The sequence below is a fragment of the Streptomyces koelreuteriae genome (genome assembly GCF_018604545.1).
In the GTDB taxonomy this organism is placed as follows: Bacteria; Actinomycetota; Actinomycetes; order Streptomycetales; family Streptomycetaceae; genus Streptomyces; species Streptomyces koelreuteriae.
Window position 1 is genome coordinate 7,799,861 of the sequence record NZ_CP075896.1, and the last position, 17,075, is coordinate 7,816,935.

Genomic DNA, 17,075 nt, shown 5'->3' on the forward strand with positions numbered 1-17,075 from the left:
CCGGTGACGCCCCTGTGCTCAGCCGACGGTCGCGGCCCGCACGCACAGCACGTCCGGCAGATGTGAGGCGAGCTGCTGCCAGCTGTCGCCGTCGTCCGAGGACGCGAACACCTCGCCGTTGCGGTTGCCGAAGTAGACGCCCGCCGGATCGCCGTCGTCCGCGCACATGGCGTCGCGCAGCACCGTGCCGTAGTGGTCCTCCTGGGGCAGCCCCGCCGAGAGGGGCTCCCAGCTCTTGCCCGCGTCCGCCGTCCGGTAGACGCGACACCGGTGGTCGGCCGGGACGCGGTCGGCGTCGGCGTTGATCGGGAACACATACGCCGTGCCACCCCGGTGCGGGTGTGCGACCGCCGCGAAGCCGAACGTGGACGGCAGGCCCTCGCCGATGTCCGTCCAGTGCGCGCCCGCGTCGTCGCTGCGGTACACACCCCAGTGGTTCTGCAGGTACAGCCGGTCCGGGCTCACGGCGTCCCGCGCGACCTTGTGCACGCACTGGCCGAACTCCGGGTTCGGGTCGGGCAGGAACACCGCCGAGACACCCGAGTTGGAAGGAGCCCAGCTCGCGCCGCCGTCCAGGGTGCGGAACACACCGGCGGTCGAGACGGCGACCGTCACGGCCTTCGGGTCGCGCGCGTCGGTGAGCACGGTGTGCAGCCCCTCACCGCCGCCGCCCGGCATCCACTTCGAGCGCGTGGGGTGCTCCCACAGGGGCCGGACCAGCTCGAAGGTCTCCCCGCGGTCCTCCGAGCGGTACAGCGCGGCCGGTTCCGTACCCGCGTACACCACGTCCGGCTCGGCGGCGGCCGGGTGCAGCTGCCACACCCGCTCCAGGGACGCCCCCGTGTCCTTGGGGAACTTGACGGCGGGGCGCTCCGGTTCGGTCCAGGTGCGGCCGAGATCGTCGGAGTGGAACACCGACGGGCCCCAGTGCGCGCTGTCGCCTCCGGCCAGCAGCCGAGGGCTCGGGCCCCGGGTGTCGACGGCGACCGAGTACACGGCCTGCGCGTTGAAGTAGGGACTCTCGTCGAACTCCCAGGCGCCGGCATCCCGCCGGCGCCCGATGAACAGGCCTTTGCGCGTGCCCACGGCCAGCAGTACCTCGGCCATGCCGATCACCTCCGCGGCGTCGCCATTGACGCCCTTGTCTCTGACACCGGCCAGTCTGCACCCCACCACTGACAGTCACCTCTGGAACGGGCTCCGGTGCAGGTCAGACGGGTGTCGGGGGTCGCCGCGAGGCTCGGCGGACCGTGATCCTTGCCGTGATCCGGACCGCGATCCGGAGGGCGCCCGCGGGGGCCGGGAGGCGTGGGGACCGTCACGTCGGAGTAGGTGCAGTGAGCATCCAGGGGCCGTCTTCCGTATGCAGAGGGCGGCGGGATGGTCATGCGCGCATGAGGAGGATGCCTTCGATGGCGTTACGAGGTCCGAAGGTGTGGCTGTGGCGCTGGCGGCGCAATCCGCTCAAGCGCCGCGCCGACAGGGTGGAGGCCTGGGTCGTGCTGGGCGTGTGGACGCTCACCGCGTTCCTCGGGATGCTGGCCGGCACGACGGTGAGCCGGTCCGTCGAGGACGGGCTCGCCCGGGAGCGCGTCGAGTGGCGGCCCCTGGTGGCCCGGCTCGACGAGCGGGCCCCCGGGAGGGCCGCCGAGAGCGGCGGCGTGTCCCGTACCGAGCAGGTGTGGGCGCAAGCGACGTGGACCGCCGTGGACGGCTCCGCGCACTCCGGGCAGCTCCGGGTCCCGGCGGGCAGCGCCGCCGGGACACCGGTCACGGTGTGGACGGACCCCGAGGGCCGCCAGGTGACCCGACCCGTCACCGAGTCCCAGGCCCAGGTACGGGCCTTCCTGACCGGCAGTGTGGCGGGTATCGGCGCCGCGCTCCTGCCGCTCGTCGGCGGCCGTGCCCTGCGCCGCCGGCTGGAACGCGGACGCATGGACCAGTGGGACGCCGAGTGGGCCCGCTTCGGGCCGATGTGGGGACGTACGACGGGGTGAGGCCGCGCTGGCGCGGTGGCCGAGCCGGATCGGGCCGGCCACCGGGCCGCTGAGGGACCCCACCTACCCGTGCCCCGCCCCGGCCGGCGCTCCCCGGCACAGGCGCAGCAGCCCCTCGTCCTCGTGGATGTCGTGGCTGCCGTAGCCACGGGCGTCGGCCCGGTGCCGCCGTGGGGACGCCAGCTCCGCCCGGAGCAGGTCGTGCAGGGGCGCCCCCGCGGGCCCGAGGGCAGCCACGCACCCGGCGACCGTCGTGCGGGTGCGCGGGTCCTCCGCCCACGCGGAGCGGAGGAGCGGAAGGAACTGTTCCGGCTCGCCGGCTATCCGCCACACCGCGCACGCGGCCGTGGCCCGCTGCCGTACGGCGCCGGAGCCCGAGCCGGCCGTCCGCCGCAGCCCGGGCAGGGCCGGACGGGCCGCCGGCCCCAGTCGCGCGAGCGCGTCCGCGGCGGCGGCACGGCGATGCCGGTCGCCGTCGGTGTCCGTCAACTCCCCGAGCAGCACGGGCAGCACGGCATCCGGTTCGCCCGTGATCGACCACAGCGCTTCCGCCACCGCGACGGAGCCGTCCGTCGCCAGCAGTCGGCGCAGATCCGGTATCGCCTCGTACGCGGCACTGCCGAACGCGCCGAGGGCACGGGCCGCCGCCCGTATGACGCCCTCGCGCGAACGTGGCCCGTCCTGCGCGCCGCGCAGGAGGCGTAACACCGCCGGTATGGATTCGGTATCGCCCAGTGCCGCGAGCGCCGACAGCAGGGGAGCGGCCCGCTCGTACACGCCGGGGCCGTCCAGCGGGACGCGGGCGAGCCGGCGCCGCAGAGCGGGAGCGAGCGGCAGGGCCGCCGGTCCCAGGTGGGGTATCGCGTGGCCCAGGTCGTCCGGTACGACCGGACCGGCCAGCACCTCGGCCAGCACCGGCGTCGCCCGTGGATCCCCCGTCCTGGCCAGGGCCTTGAGCGGACCGCCCAGCGTCGGTGCCCCCCGCTCCCCGTGCCGTACGCGAAACTCGGGACGGCGGGTCACCAGCGCGTGGAGGTGGTCCGCGGCCGGCCCGGCCAGCTCGAACAGCTCCGACAGCACGGCCACCGCCGCATCGTGCAACCGTCCCTCCTCGGCGCCCAGTTGGGCACCGATGAGAGCGACCGGCTCTGCGCCGCTCGTACGCCACTCGCGGAACAGCCCGGCCGACATCCACACGGCGTTGCACCGGTCGAGGGGGTCCGGGCTGGTCAACTGCCCGCGCAGCAGGGCGATCCGGTCCGTGACCCGGCTGCCGAGCGCGGTGTGCAGCGTGCGCATCAGCTGGGAGCCCTCCTCGTCCGAGGGGCGCAGCCGCCGCAGCCGGTCGGCGAGCGTGTCCGTGCCGGGTCGGTCGCTCCCGGGGCCGGTGCGGGGGTGCAGCCCGGATCTGTCCCTGAGCAACCGGACCACGGACGGTACGAGATTGGCGGGAAGTAGACCCGGCGCGCACCTCGCGAGCTGGCCCAGCGCGGCGAGCCGCAGCCCCGGCCCGTACGGGGGCGCGCTCAACTCCGCCAGCAGGTCCACCGCCTCGGACGCGTGCCCCGGGTGCCGTTCCACGAACAGGCCCAGGCTCGCGGCCAGGGCGAGCAGGACCCGGTCGTCCCGCTCCACGGCGATCCGCTCCCGCAACAGCGCGAGCACCCGCTCCGGTGGGCCGAGGAACCGCACGAGCGCGCCCGGGACCGCCCGGCGGACCCCGGCGTCGGTGTCCCCCGCGAGCCGGACGAAGACCTCGGCGCCCGCGAGCAGGACGGCCCGGGCTCGCGCGGCGTTCTCCTCCGAGGCACCCCCGTCATCTGCGATGTCGCCGATGCTGACGAGGAGTTCCACGACCCCCGCCCGGTCCCGCACCTCCTCGCGGACGGCGAGCGCGAGGAGAAACGGAACACAGGCGAGCGTCGCGTCGTACACGCCACCCTGGTGGTGCACGGCGCCGTACATCCCGTCGAGCGCGCTCTCCCGCTCGGCCGGGTCGGCGGAGGCCAGTCCCCGCAACAGTCCGGGCACGTCCTCCGCGCTGCCGTACGCATGCCGCAGCGAGGCCCAGTCGACCTCGTCGATCCCCCTGAACACGTTGTCCTCCCCAGGCGAAGTACCAACTGACGGGGAGTCTGCACCACGGCACTGACAACGAAGCGGAATCGGGAGATGACTGTGCGCGAACTGTGCGCCCGTTGGCCGACGACAGCCCGGTCCCGCGCCCGGAAGCGGCGCTCCGGTCCGTCAGCGCGCGTCGGGCAGCGCGCGCTCCAGGATCGCGTCGAGGCCGGCCGTCTCCGGCAGCGTCCCGAACGCCTGCCCCCAGTCGCCCCCGAGCCGGCTCGCGCAGAACGCGTCGGCCACCGCCGGCGGGGCGTGCCGGACGAGAAGGGAGGCCTGGAGCGTCAGGGCCATCTGCTCCACGAGCCGGCGGGCCGTCGTCTGCGAGGCTTCGGGCAGCCCGTTCTTGAGCCGGGTCACGGCCGCGTCCAGCCGGGCGTCCGCGCCCCGGGCGAGGTCCAGCTCGCCGAACAGCGCCTCGGCGGTGCCCGGTTCGCGGCTCAGCGCCCGCAGTACGTCGAGGGCGTTGACGTTCCCCGAGCCCTCCCAGATCGACAGCAGGGGAGCCTCGCGGTAGTGCCGGGGCATGCCCGAGTCCTCGACGTAGCCGTTGCCGCCGAGGCACTCCAGGGCCTCCGCGGTGAAGGCCGGGCCCCGCTTGGTCACCCAGTACTTGCCGACGGCGGTGGCGATCCGGCGGAACGCGGCCTCCGCCCCGCCCGCGTCGGCTCCGCGGATCGTCCGGTCGGCCGCCCCGGCCAGCCGCAGGGTGAGGGTGGTGGCGGCCTCCGACTCCAGTGCCAGATCGGCCAGCACATTGCGCATCAGCGGCTGGTCCACCAGCCGGGCGCCGAACGCGCTGCGGTGGCGCGCGTGGTGCCCCGCCTCGACGAGGGACTTGCGCATCAGCGCGGCCGACATCATCACGCAGTCAAGACGCGTGCAGTTGACCATCTCGATGATGGTCTTGACGCCGTGGCCCTCGGGCCCGACCAGCCAGGCCACCGTCCCGTCGAACTCGGGCTCGGAGGAGGCGTTGGAGCGGTTGCCCAGCTTGTCCTTCAGCCGCTGGATGCGGAAGGTGTTGCGGGTGCCGTCGGGCAGCACGCGCGGCACCAGGAAGCAGGACAGGCCGCCCGGCGCCTGCGCGAGGACCAGGAACACGTCGCACATGGGCGCCGAGGTGAACCACTTGTGCCCGCGCAGGGTGTACACCCCCGGCTCGGCCGTGGGCGTGGCCGTCGTCGAGTTCGTGCGGACGTCGGAGCCGCCCTGCTTCTCGGTCATCCCCATGCCCGCCAGCAGGCCCCGCTTCTGCGTGGGCACCCGGAGGCCGGGCTCGTACTCCCGGCTCGTCAGCAGCGGCTCGTAGACCTTCGCCAGCTCCGGCTGCCTGCGCAGCGCGGGGACCGCCGCGTAGGTCATCGACGTCGGGCAGCCGTGCCCGGCCTCGGTGTGCCCCCAGACCAGTCCGCCCGCGGACCGGGCGACATGTGCGCCGGGCCTGTCGTCCGCCCAGGGCGAGGCGCCCAGTCCCTCCGTGATCGCGGTGCGCATCAGATGGTGCCAGCTCGGGTGGAAGTCGACCTCGTCCACGCGGTTGCCGTACCGGTCGTGCGTGCGCAGCTCCGGCTCGTGACGGTTGGCCAGCTCGGCCCACTCCTGGGCCTGGGCGCTGCCGGCCCGCCTGCCGAGCCGGCGCAGTTCCTCCTCGGCCCACCCGGCGCCCTCCCGCCGCAGCCCTTCCAGCAGGGCCGCGTCGTCGGAGGCGTCGTACGGGGTGAGGGGCGGGGCCTGGTTGGTGACGTCGTGCGTGGCGGGTCCGCCGTACGCGAGCTGTTCGTCCAATGTCGAGACCATACAGTGAGTGTTGCACTCTGTCTGCGGTCGCAGCAATACTGCAACAGGGAGTGCCGCCGCGTACAGTACGTGACCATGCCGATGAACGACCCCGCGCGGCCCGGCGCGCTCGACCTGCGCCCCCTGTCCGCGCGGTCGGTCGTACTGAGCCTGCTGCTCGGGACGCATCCCCCCGAGGTGCCGGTGAGGGAGCTCGTGCGGCTCGTGGAGGGTTTCGACGTGGGCGGCTCCACGCTGCGGGCGGCGCTCAGCCGGATGGTGGCCGCCGGTGACCTGCGGCGTACGGACACCGGCTACCGCCTCAGCGACCGGCTGCTGGAACGCCAGCGCCGCCAGGACGACGCGGTGCACCCCCGCACGCGCGCGTGGGACGGCGACTGGGAGATGGTCGTGATCACCGCGACGGGGCGCGGGCCCGCCGAACGCGCCGACCTGCGGGCCCGGCTGACGGGCCTGCGGCTCGCCGAACTCCGCGAAGGGGTCTGGCTCCGGCCCGCCAACCTGGACCGTGCCGTCCCCGGCGATCTGGACCGGGTGTCCCAGCGCTGGACGGCCCGCCCCGACCGGCCCCCGCGCGACCTGGCCGCGTCCCTGTGGCCGCTGGACACCTGGCCGGCCACGGCCCGTACGCTGCTCGGCCATATCGCCGACGCACACCGCCCGGCCGATCGCCTGGCCGCCTTCGCCGCCGTCGTGCGCCACCTGCTGGCCGATCCGGTCCTGCCGCCCGCGCTCCTGCCCGCCGACTGGCCCGGCGCCGAACTGCGCGTGGCCTATACGGACTACCAGCAGCAGCTGATCGGGGAGGTCCGCGCGCGCGTTGGGGGCGCATGACGCGGACGGCCGTGCGCGGCGCCCGCCGGGACGCCGCGCACGGCCGCCTTCACCGTGGGGGGTCTGCCTGAGGTACTACCTGTAGGTGACGTCCGAGGTGGAGTACAGGCAGTTCTTGCTGTCGGGCCCGGACCCGACAGCGGTGTTGTTGTTGTACTTCTGGCAGGGGACGACCTTGCGGCCGGAGTCGTTGCGGATCGTGATGCCCCGCAGCGTCGCCGCGTCGTTGCGGTTGACGTTGATGCCGACGATCCGCGCGGTGGAGCCCGTGCCGGTCACGTCGATGTTGCTGAGGTTGACCTTGCGCGTGTACTGCGTGGAGCAGTCGCCGCAGGAGCGGTAGAGCGTCTTGAACTCCTGCACCGCGAAGTTGGAGATGTTCAGCGTGCCGCCGCCGTTGTGCTGGAAGACCTTGTCGGCGGCCTTCTTCGCGCCGCCGCCGATCACCTGGTACGTGGCGCCGTTGCCGCCGCGGAAGGTGGCGGCGTCCTCGCCGACGTCCTCCCACCAGACGTTCTGCAGTGTGCAACTGCCCTCGCAGTGGACGCCGTCGGCCGCGGGGGCGCCGAGGATGACGTTCTTCAGCACCGCGCCGTCCGCGAGCTTGAAGATCGGGTCCTGGCCCTCCTCCTGGCCGTCACCGGCCAGGGCGCCGGTGCCGTAGTACCGCTTCATCCCGTAGTCCTTGGTGCCGGACACGGAGATGGTGGTGGAGGTGCCCTGGCTGCCGTTGGGGGTCGGCCAGGTGGCGGCGCTCGCCGTGGGCGCCTGGGTGGTCATGATCATGCCAACCGACAGGCCGAGGGTGGCCAGCGTGCCGGTCAGCGCGCGCCTGCGGGCGCGCGGACGTGTCGCAGAAGTCATGTCCCGATTCCTTCTGTCGTCTGAGTGATGGGGGAGGGGTGGGCCGTCAGAGCTTTCCGGCGCCCGCACCCGACGTCACCGAGGTGACGACGGAGGAGGCCGGCTCCGCCGTATAGCCGTACGGCGGGCTGGTGAAGCTGCCGACGCGCGAGATCTCGGTCGCGGCTCCACCGAGATCGTTGCCGCGCAGATTGGCGTATCCGTCGACGTCGCTGCTGCGGTTCGTGGTGACCGCGATCTTCGTCGAGCGGAAGACGTTGTTCTCGACCAGCATCTGGGCGCCCATGCGCGAGTGGCAGGCGGTGTCGGCGCCCTCGACGTAGTTGTTGTAGAAGTGCCCGGTGCCGAAGCGCAGGCTGGGGATGCGCGAGTACACGTTGGCGAAGTGGTTGTGGTGGTACGTCACCCGCAGCTTGCCGGTGTCCTCGCTCGCGTTGTTGTCGCTGTGGCCGGCGAGCGAGCCCTTGAAGTGGTTCTTGAAGGTGTTCCAGGACACCGTGACGTTGTCGGCGCCGTGGTTGACGTCCAGCAGGCCGTCGTAGAAGTCCTTGTCGTGATCGCGGTCGGCGGAGAAGGAGTTGTGGTCGATCCAGACCTTGGTGGACGCCTCGACGGTGATGCCGTCGGCGGGCGCGACCGGCTTGCTGATGTTCAGGTTGCGGACGACGACGTTCGAGACCTTCTTCAGCCGCAGTCCGCCACCGGTGAACCCGGACGCCGAACCCACGCCCAGGACGGTCGTGTTGGACCCGATGTCGACCTGACCGCTCAGCGAGATCAGGCCGTTGACCCGGACGACCTTGGCCGCGTTGCCGGTCACCGCCGACTTGAAGGCGCTCAGCGTGGAGACGGTGACCGCCGAGGCGCTGCCGCCGCCGGTCGTCCCCGCGCCGAACCCGACCGGCGAGGTCTCGGCGGCCCCGGCCGGCTGGGGAGCGGCCAGGACCGCCACGGTCGCCAACGCGGACGCGGCGGCGACGGCGAGGGTGGATCGGTGTACGCGTGTGCGTGGGGGAGTACGCATGTGGGGTGCGTCCCTTCGTGGTGCCGTCATGGTGCTGGTCGGTCATGTAGATGAATGACGTTCGCCATGCTGTTCACCGCGCGCGCTGCGTATGACCGTTTCGAAGACATCGGTCACACTGCTGAACGGAACGTAGGGGGTAAGCGCTTTCTAGTCAACGCCCCGCGCAGAACACATTCGGCCGGTCCTGGTCGGGGCGGGGGCCTCGCGGAGGCGGCGTGGGAGCGCTTCCATGACGGCCATGTGCATGTCACCATGCCGAATGACCCGGACCGACTCCACACCGCTGAACCGCCGTACGACGTCCTGCGAGCCGCACCCCACAACGGAAGGGACCCGGACGTGCCTGCCACCCCCCGCCCCACGGCGAGGAGACCGCTGCGGTCGATCCTCCTCGCGCTCGTCGCCGCGCTGCTGCCGATGCTCGCGGCCACGGTGCTCACCGCGCCCCCGGCCGCCGCCCGCGAGCCTGCCGGCGGGTCCGCCCGCGAGGACGCCGTGCCCGCCGCGGCCCTCACCGAGGTCACGAACTTCGGTACGAACCCCAGCAATCTGCGGATGTACCTCTACGTGCCGGAGAGCGTCACGCCGAACCCGGCGGTCGTCGTCGCCGTGCACTGGTGCACCGGCTCCGGCCCGGACATGTACAACGGCACCGAGTACGACACGCTCGCCGACCAGTACGGGTTCATCGTGCTCTACCCGTCCGTCACCCGCAGCAGCAAATGCTTCGACGTCTCCTCGCCCCAGGCGCTGCGCCGCGGCGGCGGCAGCGACCCCGTCGGCGTCAAGTCGATGATCGACTGGGTCACCCGCACCTACGACGCCGACACCGGCCGGGTGTTCGCCACCGGCATCTCCTCCGGCGCGATGATGACGAACGTCCTGCTCGGCGACTACCCCGACGTGTTCGCGGCGGGCGCGGCCTTCTCGGGCGTCCCGTTCGCCTGCTTCGCGACCACCGACGGCTCCGAGTGGAACAGCAACTGCTCGGGCGGCGCGCTCACCCGCACCCCGAAGGAGTGGGGCGACCTGGTCAGGGGCGCGTACCCCGGCTACACCGGCCCCCGCCCGCGGATGCAGATCTGGCACGGCACCCAGGACGATGTCCTGCGCTACCCCAACTTCGGGGAGCAGATCAAGCAGTGGACGAACGTGCACGGCGTGAGCCAGACGCCGACCGCCACGGACACACCCCAGTCCGGCTGGACCCGCACCCGCTACGGCGGCACCGGTGACCGGGCCCCCGTCGAGGCCATCAGCCTCCAGGGCGTCGGCCACAACCTGTACGCCCACGGCATGGCGGCACGGGTGCTCACCTTCTTCGGGCTGGACAGCTCGGGCCCCGCTCCGCAGCCCCAGCCCGGCGCCTGCAAGGTGACGTCCACGGTCAACGCCTGGAACACCGGCCTGACCGCGTCCGTGACCCTCACCAACACCGGTACGACCACGGTCAACGGCTGGAAACTCGGCTTCACGCTCCCCGCCGGCCAGACCGTCACGGGCGGCTGGGGCGCCACCTACGCGCCGTCGTCCGGGGCGGTCACCGCCACCAACGTGTCGTACAACGGCACGATCGCGCCCGGCGCGAGTGTCAGCATCGGCTACCAGGCGAGCCACGGCGGCAACAACGCCGCGCCGGCCGGGTTCACGCTCAACGGGACGGCGTGCACGGCCGGTTGACGCGCCAGCTGCTCCGAGATCCGGGTGCCGGTCAGACCGACCGGTGGTACTGGTCCGGCACCCGGACCTCACCGCCCAGTTCCCGCGCCGCGTGCCTCGCCCACGAGGGGTTGCGCAGCAGTTCCCGGCCCAGCAGGACCGCGTCCGCCTCGCCGTTGGCCAGGATCTTCTCGGCCTGCTCGGCATCGGTGATCAGCCCCACCGCGGCGACCGGCAGGGGCGTCTCGGCCTTCACCCGGGCGGCGAAGGGCACCTGATAGCCGGGGCCGGTGGGGATCCGGGCGTCAGAGGCGTTGCCGCCGCTGGAGACATCCAGCAGGTCGACGCCGTGGGCCCGCAGATCGGCGGCGAAGCGGACGGTGTCGTCCGCGCTCCAGCCGCCGTCCTCGAGCCAGTCGGTTGCCGAGATGCGGAAGAACAGCGGCTTGTCCTGCGGCCACACCTCCCGCACGGCGTCCACCACTTCGAGGGCGAAGCGGACGCGGTTCTCGTACGAGCCGCCGTAGGCGTCGGTGCGGTGGTTGGAGTACGGGGAGAGGAACTCGTTGATCAGATAGCCGTGGGCACCGTGGATCTCGGCGATCTCGAAACCGGCGGCGAGGGCGCGGCGGGCCGCGGCCACGAACTGCGCGACAACGTCCTTGATCTGCTCGACCGTCAGCTCGGCCGGGACCGGGTGCTTCTCGTCGAACGCGAGGGGGCTCGGAGCCACGGAGTCCCAGCCGTACGCCTCCGGCCCGACCGGGGCGCCGCCCTTCCAGGGCTGGTCCGTCGAGGCCTTGCGGCCGGCGTGTGCGAGCTGGATCGCGGGCACCGTGCCCTGTGCGGCGAGGAAGCGGGTGATGCGACGGAACGCCTCCACCTGCGTGTCGTTCCAGATGCCGAGGTCGTACGGGGAGATGCGGCCCTCCGGGGAGACGGCGGTGGCCTCGACGATGATCAGGCCCGTGCCGCCGGCCGCGCGGGCGGCGTAGTGCGCGAAGTGCCAGTCGGTGGGGGCGCCGGCCTCCGGGCCCTCGGGCGCCGCCGAGTACTGGCACATCGGGGCCATCCACACGCGGTTCGGGATCGTCACATCGCGCAGGGTCCAGGGCTCGAAGAGGGCGGTCACGGCGGACTCCATTCAGTACGGGGCCGATGTCGACTCGTACGATAGGCATCGTAGTACGGTGGATGTCAAACTACGATGGTTCTCGTACTATGGGAGCCCCTGGAGAAACGGAGTCACCGTGACGTCCCCCGCCGTGAGCAGCCGCGCCCTGCCGCATCCCGAGCGTGACGAGATCCGGCTGGAGGATGTGCTGCACGCGCTCTCCGATCCGATGCGGTTGCGGATCGTGCGGGAGCTTGCCGCGGCGAGCGGGGAGTTGTCCTGTTCGCGGTTCGATCTGCCGGTGACGAAGTCCACGACCACGCATCACTTCCGGGTGCTGCGGGAGAGTGGGGTGATCCGGCAGGTCTATCGGGGGACGGCGAAGATGAACGGGCTGCGGCGGGATGATCTGGACGGGTTGTTTCCGGGGCTGCTGGACGCGGTGCTCGACGCGGCGGAGAGGCAGGCCGGGAGGCTCGCCCCTTAAGGAACCTCGCTGTGCGCGGCCTCCATCAGGGACTCCCAGTCCGGAAGCTTGACCACTCCGCGTCCGAGTGACGCTCCCAGCTCCGCCTCCGCCCGCTCGATCGACTGCCAGCCCGTCCACTCGACCGGGTCGGTGCCCGCCGCGCGCAGGGCCGTGAGCGTGTCCTGGGGGACGTCCCGGGCGGTCAGGAGCGGGGCGTCCTCCAGGAGGGACATTGCCGTTTCCTTCGCGCAGGGCCGGTTCGTGCCGATCACGCCCGTCGGGCCGCGCTTGATCCAGCCGGCCACGTACTCGCCGGGCGTGACGACGCCCTCGCGCAGGACTCGTCCGGCCAGGTTCGGCACGGTGCCGGTCTTCGGGTCGAACGGCAGCCCCTCCATCGGTACTCCGAGATAGCCCACCGAACGCAGCACCAACTGCGCCTCGATGTCCTCGTACCGGCCCGTGCCCGTCACGCCGCCCTGCCCGTCCGGTGCCGTTCGCTCGAACCGCACCGCGCCCACGTGGCCCCGCTCGGCGAGCAGTTCGACCGGGCGGAGGAAGAAGCGCAGGTGGATCCGGTGCGGGGCGTCGGCCGGCGGGGACTCGGCCCAGCCGCGCACGACCTCCACGTTGCGCCGCTGCGGGGCGGGCAGCGCGGACGGGTCCGTGTACCCCGGGTCCGCCGCCAGCTCCGCCGGGTCCGCTGTGACGTCGGTCCCCGGCAGGGTGCCCAGCTCGCGCAGCTCCTTGGTGGTGAAACGGGCCTGGGACGGGCCGCGCCGGCCCACCATGTGGATCTCGGTCACCCGGCTCGCCGCCAGCGCGGTCAGGGCCGCCTGCGGCATGTCGGTCGGGCTGAGCTCGGTCAGCCCCCGGGCCAGCATCCGGGTGACGTCCACGGCGACGTTCCCCACGCCGATGACCACGGCGGATCGCGCGTCCCGCAGGAAACCGCCGTCCACGGCGTCCGGGTGGGCGCTGTACCAGGACACGAACTGCGTCGCCGACCAGCTCCCTGGCAGGTCCTCCCCGGGAATGCCCAGATGCCGGTCCGTGGCGGCGCCCACGCAGTACACCACCGCGTGGTACAGCTCCCGCAGCCGGGCGGCCGGCACCCCGCCGGGGCCCACCTGCACGCCCCCGAGGAACCGCACCCGGTCGTGCTCCAGGACCGCGCGCAGATTGTTCTGCAGCGACTTGATCTTCTCGTGGTCGGGTGCCACGCCGTAGCGGACCAGTCCGTACGGGCACGGCAGCCGGTCCAGGACGTCGACGCGCACCTCGGAGTCCAGCTGGACGAGGCTCTGCGCGGTGTAGCACCCGCTCGGCCCGGAGCCTACGACGGCGACTCGCAGCACGGCGGAACTCCTTACCCGTCAGATCCCGGGGGATCTCAGGAGAGCTCTGATGTCTCCAGCATCGCACCGGCCGGGCTCCGCTGACAGGGTGCTGTGCTCCGACCGGGGCGCGTGTCGGATCTATAGCGAATGTGATCATGCGGTTACGTTGCGTGTGTGCTGGAAGCATCCTTTCTTAATCTTTCTGATCGCTCTCCGGTGGACGGGGCGGTGTCCGTGCGCCCCGCGTGGGAAGTGCGGGAGAACGAGGACGCCACGCGGTGGTTCGACGTCCGGCTCGCCTTCACGGACGGCGCCCACGTCGACGCGCTGGCGGTCGTCGCCGGCGGATGCGTCGGTGTCGAGGAGGTGCGCGCCCGGCCCGCGCTGTCCCTCGACGACCTGGCGGTGCTCGCCGACTGGCTCGAGGATTCGCTGGCCGAGGCGTGCGGCGCCCAGGGCCCGCTCTCCGAGGGCCCTGGGCGCCGCGCCCGGCCGGTCTGGCCGCGCGGCGCCGAGGGGCGGTGGCTGGTGGCCCAGGAGTACCGCGCGGCCCAGCAGGGCGGTACCGACCCGGTCCTCGCCGTGATGTGCGCGACCGGGCACAGCCGCCGCAAGTCGCTGCGCCTGATCGGCCAGGCCAGGGACGCGGGCCTGCTGGCACCACGCCGCGCCCGACGCTGAGCGGGCCGGGCTGAGCGGGCCGGCCCCCGGCACGACCGAGGCCGGGAGTCCGCTCAGAGCATGTCCCGCATCCGCGTGATCTCGCTGGTCTGCTGGGCGATCACCTCGTCGGCCATCTCCTCGACGCGGATGTTGTTGCCCTGCCCCTTCACATCCGAGGCCATGGTGATCGCGCCCTGGTGATGGGTCGTCATCAGGGTCAGGAAGAGGTGGTCGAAGGCCTTGCCGTCGGCCGCGCGGAGCTTCTTCAGCTGGGCCTCGGTCGCCATGCCGGGCATCGTCGCGTGCGCGTGCCGCTCGGCCTTCAGCGGCTTGCCGTACGACTTCAGCCAGCCCTTCATGGCCTCGATCTCGGGCTCCTGGCCGGCCGCGATGCGTTCGGCGATGCGCTTCACGGCCTTCGACTCGGCGCGCTTCGGGGCGAGTTCGGTCATCACCAGGGCCTGGGTGTGGTGCTCGATCATCATGCGGGCGTAGGAGACGTCCGCCGAGTTGGGGGAGTCGTTCTCCGGGTTCTGCTCGGCGGCCTCCTCGGCGGACAGGGTGCGGTTCGCCTCGCCGGGCTCACCCGGAGCGATCACGGCGGGCCCGTCGGCGGCGGCCGGCTTCCGGTCCGGACCGGAGTCACAGCCCCCGGCCGCGAGCACGGCCAGGGCGACCAGTCCCGTCGTGACGACGGACGCACGAGACACGCGGCGGAAGAGCACAACGACCTCCTGTGACGGGCGAGTTGGGACGCACCTCGTGTTGCGGACGGCGTACTGGCACGCTTCCTCGGGTCATTGATCCCAAAACTTCATTGCGATTCTGTTGCCCCCTGTTGGTATGTGCATGGCGAAGACGATACTGCGTGGTGCGTGAACCGTTCCGCAGTGAACGGAACCAGGGAGGAAAACAGTGATCCTGTTGAACGACCGCAGAACACGCCGTAGACGCCTGGGCGTCGTCGCGGCCGCCGGTGGACTGCTGGCCGCGCTCCTCACAGCGGCGCCGGCAGGGGCCACCCCCGACCCGGGGGACGCGCCGCCCGCGCCGAAGAAGATCTCCAAGAGTGCCCAGGCCGAGGTCCGTGAGGCCATCGAGAACGGCGAGATACCCGCCCAGGACGAGGTCGTCCACTCCGACAACATCCAGCACCTGGCATTCGTCCCCAAGGACGTGCTCCAGGGCACGAACTCGGACCTCGCCTTCCAGGGCAGGTACGCGTTCGCGGGCAACTACGACGGCTTCCGCATCTTCGACATCAGCAACCCCAAGGCGCCGAAGACCGTCGCCCAGGTGCTGTGCCCCGGCTCGCAGAACGACATCTCCGTCTCCGGCGACCTGCTGTTCCTGTCCACCGACTCCTCGCGCAGCGACAGCAGTTGCACCAGCACCACCCAGCCGGCGACCGAGAAGTCCTCGTGGGAGGGCATGAAGGTCTTCGACATCAGCGACAAGCGCAACCCGCGGTACGTCGCCGCCGTCGAGACCGCCTGCGGCTCGCACACCCACACGCTGGTGCCCGAGCGCCGCAACGTCTACGTCTACGTCTCCTCGTACTCTCCGAACGCCACGTACCCCGACTGCCAGCCGCCGCACGACGGCATCTCCGTCATCAAGGTGCCGCGCAACGCCCCCGAGAAGGCGAAGGTCGTGGGCTTCCCCGTGCTGTTCCCCGGTGAGGGGCCGGACGGCGGCGGCAACCCGGGCGGACCCACCAACCCGGGCGTCTCCAAGACCACCGGCTGCCACGACATCACCGTGCTGCCGTCGAAGGACCTGGCCGCGGGCGCCTGCATGGGCGACGGCATCCTGTTCTCCATCAAGGACCCGGAGCGCCCGAAGGTCATCGACCGCGTCCAGGACAACGTCAACTTCGCGTTCTGGCACTCGGCGACCTTCAACCAGAAGGCCAACAAGGTCGTCTTCACCGATGAACTGGGCGGTGGCGGCGCGGCCACCTGCAACGCGGAGATCGGTCCCGACCGCGGCGCCGACGGCATCTACGACGTCGTCGGCAAGGGCGACAAGCGCAAGCTGGTCTTCCGCAGCTACTTCAAGATCCCGCGCCACCAGGCGGACACCGAGAACTGCGTGGCCCACAACGGCTCGCTGATCCCGGTGAAGGGCAAGGACCTGATGGTCCAGGCCTGGTACCAGGGCGGTGTCTCCGTCTGGGACTTCACCGACTCGAGCAACCCGAAGGAGATCGCCTACTTCGACCGCGGCCCCCTGACCACGGACACGATCAAGTCGGGCGGCTCCTGGTCGGCGTACTACTACAACGGCTACATCTGGTCGAACGAGTACGCCAGGGGCTTCGACGTCCTGAAGATCGACGACCGGCGTACGGACCCGGCCCGCCGCGTCCACCTGCGCGAGCTCAACGTGCAGACGCAGCCGGACTACTTCGACTGACCCTCCGGGCCGTGCCCCGGTACGGCCCCGGTCGCGAAGAACCGCGACAGATCCCTGTCGCCCGTCCCGTCGGAGGCTCCGGTCTCCGGCGGGACACCCAGCTCCAGATCGAGCCCGTAGCGCGTGAACAACTCGGCCCGCAGCACCGGGATCGGCATCGGCGCCCCCGGCACCAGCGCCGCGTACACGGCGCCCATCAGCAGGGCGCGCAGCATCGGGTAGTCGCTGTCGACGTCCCGCGACCCGAGCCGGGCGACGGTGTCCCGCAGCAGTTCGGCCAGCCGCCGCTGCTCCGGGCAGGGCACGAAGCCCTCGGCCTGCAGCAGCCCGGCCATGTGCTGGCGCATCAGCACGGGCCGGTCCCCGGCCAGCCCCAGGATCGCGTCGATGGCCCGCGCCATCCGCTCCCGGCCGTCCTCGGTGCGCGGCTCGCGCTCCAGCGCCTCCTCCAGCGTGCGGTGCATCAGCCGGTGCACGGCGGACTGCACGAGCTGGCGCTTGCCGGGGAAGTAGTACGAGACCAGCCCGCGCGCCGAACCCGCCCGGTCGGCGATGTCGCCGAGCGTCGTCGCCTCGAACCCGCGCTCGTCGACCAGCTCGACCGCCGCCTGCAGAAGGCGCTCCTTCGAACGTCTCCGCAACTCTTCATTGACCGAGGCGCTGCGCGGGGACATGCTGTAACTCCTGCGTTGACTGGCTGCCAGCCAACTATACTCGGAGCGTCCGGCCGGGGCCGTGCGGTCCCAGCCGGGGATGCCGTCTGCCT

The 17,075-nt window shown here is 72.0% G+C and carries 15 protein-coding genes; 6 read left to right on the plus strand and 9 right to left on the minus strand.

Features of this window, described 5'->3' with window-relative positions:
* Nucleotides 1-18: 18 nt before the first annotated feature.
* On the minus strand, nucleotides 19-1,176 hold the full coding sequence (locus tag KJK29_RS35085) for a WD40/YVTN/BNR-like repeat-containing protein (RefSeq protein WP_215123206.1): 1,158 nt from the start codon (nucleotides 1,174-1,176) through the stop codon (nucleotides 19-21).
* 236 nt (nucleotides 1,177-1,412) lie between these two features.
* On the opposite strand from KJK29_RS35085, the gene KJK29_RS35090 reads away from it, so the two are divergent.
* Entirely contained in the window at nucleotides 1,413-1,997 is a 585-nt protein-coding gene (locus KJK29_RS35090; RefSeq protein ID WP_215123207.1) for an Rv1733c family protein, read from the plus strand.
* 63 nt (nucleotides 1,998-2,060) lie between these two features.
* Here KJK29_RS35090 and KJK29_RS35095 read toward each other — a convergent pair whose 3' ends face one another.
* Both KJK29_RS35095 and KJK29_RS35100 read right to left on the minus strand, forming a co-directional pair.
* Complete coding sequence (locus KJK29_RS35095) at nucleotides 2,061-4,094, minus strand: HEAT repeat domain-containing protein (protein WP_215123208.1); 2,034 nt, start codon at nucleotides 4,092-4,094, stop codon at nucleotides 2,061-2,063.
* Between the two features lie 150 nt (nucleotides 4,095-4,244).
* Complete coding sequence (locus KJK29_RS35100; protein ID WP_215123209.1) at nucleotides 4,245-5,921, minus strand: acyl-CoA dehydrogenase family protein; 1,677 nt, start codon at nucleotides 5,919-5,921, stop codon at nucleotides 4,245-4,247.
* A gap of 75 nt (nucleotides 5,922-5,996) precedes the next feature.
* Between KJK29_RS35100 and KJK29_RS35105 the strand changes: the two genes are divergently transcribed.
* On the plus strand, nucleotides 5,997-6,755 hold the full coding sequence (locus KJK29_RS35105; RefSeq protein WP_215123210.1) for a PaaX family transcriptional regulator C-terminal domain-containing protein: 759 nt from the start codon (nucleotides 5,997-5,999) through the stop codon (nucleotides 6,753-6,755).
* A 75-nt stretch (nucleotides 6,756-6,830) separates the two neighbouring features.
* On the opposite strand, the gene KJK29_RS35110 is transcribed toward KJK29_RS35105, so the two are convergent.
* Nucleotides 6,831-7,619 carry a pectate lyase gene (locus KJK29_RS35110; RefSeq protein ID WP_215123211.1) on the minus strand — a complete coding sequence of 263 codons (789 nt, stop codon included), beginning with the start codon at nucleotides 7,617-7,619 and terminating at the stop codon, nucleotides 6,831-6,833.
* Between the two features lie 46 nt (nucleotides 7,620-7,665).
* Nucleotides 7,666-8,643 (minus strand): pectate lyase family protein, encoded by a 978-nt coding sequence (locus tag KJK29_RS35115; RefSeq protein WP_215123212.1) that lies wholly within the window; start codon nucleotides 8,641-8,643, stop codon nucleotides 7,666-7,668.
* A gap of 387 nt (nucleotides 8,644-9,030) precedes the next feature.
* Here KJK29_RS35115 and KJK29_RS35120 point away from each other — a divergent pair, with 387 nt between their 5' ends.
* Complete coding sequence (locus KJK29_RS35120; protein WP_215124562.1) at nucleotides 9,031-10,326, plus strand: extracellular catalytic domain type 1 short-chain-length polyhydroxyalkanoate depolymerase; 1,296 nt, start codon at nucleotides 9,031-9,033, stop codon at nucleotides 10,324-10,326.
* A 31-nt stretch (nucleotides 10,327-10,357) separates the two neighbouring features.
* On the opposite strand, the gene KJK29_RS35125 is transcribed toward KJK29_RS35120, so the two are convergent.
* Nucleotides 10,358-11,437 (minus strand): NADH:flavin oxidoreductase/NADH oxidase, encoded by a 1,080-nt coding sequence (locus tag KJK29_RS35125; RefSeq protein WP_215123213.1) that lies wholly within the window; start codon nucleotides 11,435-11,437, stop codon nucleotides 10,358-10,360.
* A gap of 118 nt (nucleotides 11,438-11,555) precedes the next feature.
* Here KJK29_RS35125 and KJK29_RS35130 point away from each other — a divergent pair, with 118 nt between their 5' ends.
* On the plus strand, nucleotides 11,556-11,906 hold the full coding sequence (locus tag KJK29_RS35130) for an ArsR/SmtB family transcription factor (protein WP_215123214.1): 351 nt from the start codon (nucleotides 11,556-11,558) through the stop codon (nucleotides 11,904-11,906).
* On the opposite strand, the gene KJK29_RS35135 is transcribed toward KJK29_RS35130, so the two are convergent.
* Nucleotides 11,903-13,246: an FAD-dependent oxidoreductase gene (locus tag KJK29_RS35135; RefSeq protein WP_215123215.1), complete on the minus strand. Its 1,344-nt coding sequence runs from the start codon at nucleotides 13,244-13,246 to the stop codon at nucleotides 11,903-11,905. The genes KJK29_RS35130 and KJK29_RS35135 overlap by 4 nt on opposite strands.
* A gap of 210 nt (nucleotides 13,247-13,456) precedes the next feature.
* Here KJK29_RS35135 and KJK29_RS35140 point away from each other — a divergent pair, with 210 nt between their 5' ends.
* Nucleotides 13,457-13,909 (plus strand): DUF6214 family protein, encoded by a 453-nt coding sequence (locus KJK29_RS35140; protein ID WP_215123216.1) that lies wholly within the window; start codon nucleotides 13,457-13,459, stop codon nucleotides 13,907-13,909.
* A 53-nt stretch (nucleotides 13,910-13,962) separates the two neighbouring features.
* On the opposite strand, the gene KJK29_RS35145 is transcribed toward KJK29_RS35140, so the two are convergent.
* The gene (locus KJK29_RS35145; protein ID WP_215123217.1) at nucleotides 13,963-14,616 is read right to left on the minus strand and encodes a DUF305 domain-containing protein; all 654 of its coding nucleotides are present in this window, start codon (nucleotides 14,614-14,616) and stop codon (nucleotides 13,963-13,965) included.
* A gap of 190 nt (nucleotides 14,617-14,806) precedes the next feature.
* Between KJK29_RS35145 and KJK29_RS35150 the strand changes: the two genes are divergently transcribed.
* Entirely contained in the window at nucleotides 14,807-16,309 is a 1,503-nt protein-coding gene (locus tag KJK29_RS35150) for an LVIVD repeat-containing protein (protein ID WP_215123218.1), read from the plus strand.
* Here the strand turns inward: KJK29_RS35150 and KJK29_RS35155 are convergent.
* Nucleotides 16,297-16,983, minus strand: coding sequence for a TetR/AcrR family transcriptional regulator (locus KJK29_RS35155; protein ID WP_215123219.1), 687 nt, complete (start codon nucleotides 16,981-16,983; stop codon nucleotides 16,297-16,299). The two genes, KJK29_RS35150 and KJK29_RS35155, sit on opposite strands and share 13 nt — an antisense overlap.
* Between the last annotated feature and the right edge of the window lie 92 nt (nucleotides 16,984-17,075).

What these genes read in the sequence shown, in the direction of transcription:
- KJK29_RS35110 (WP_215123211.1), bottom strand. Translation starts at nt 7,619, where the DNA reads ATGACTTCTGCGACACGTCCGCGCGCCCGCAGGCGCGCGCTGACCGGC.
- KJK29_RS35105 (WP_215123210.1), top strand. Translation starts at nt 5,997, where the DNA reads ATGCCGATGAACGACCCCGCGCGGCCCGGCGCGCTCGACCTGCGCCCC.
- KJK29_RS35155 (WP_215123219.1), bottom strand. Translation starts at nt 16,983, where the DNA reads ATGTCCCCGCGCAGCGCCTCGGTCAATGAAGAGTTGCGGAGACGTTCG.
- KJK29_RS35100 (WP_215123209.1), bottom strand. Translation starts at nt 5,921, where the DNA reads ATGGTCTCGACATTGGACGAACAGCTCGCGTACGGCGGACCCGCCACG.
- KJK29_RS35115 (WP_215123212.1), bottom strand. Translation starts at nt 8,643, where the DNA reads ATGCGTACTCCCCCACGCACACGCGTACACCGATCCACCCTCGCCGTC.
- KJK29_RS35090 (WP_215123207.1), top strand. Translation starts at nt 1,413, where the DNA reads ATGGCGTTACGAGGTCCGAAGGTGTGGCTGTGGCGCTGGCGGCGCAAT.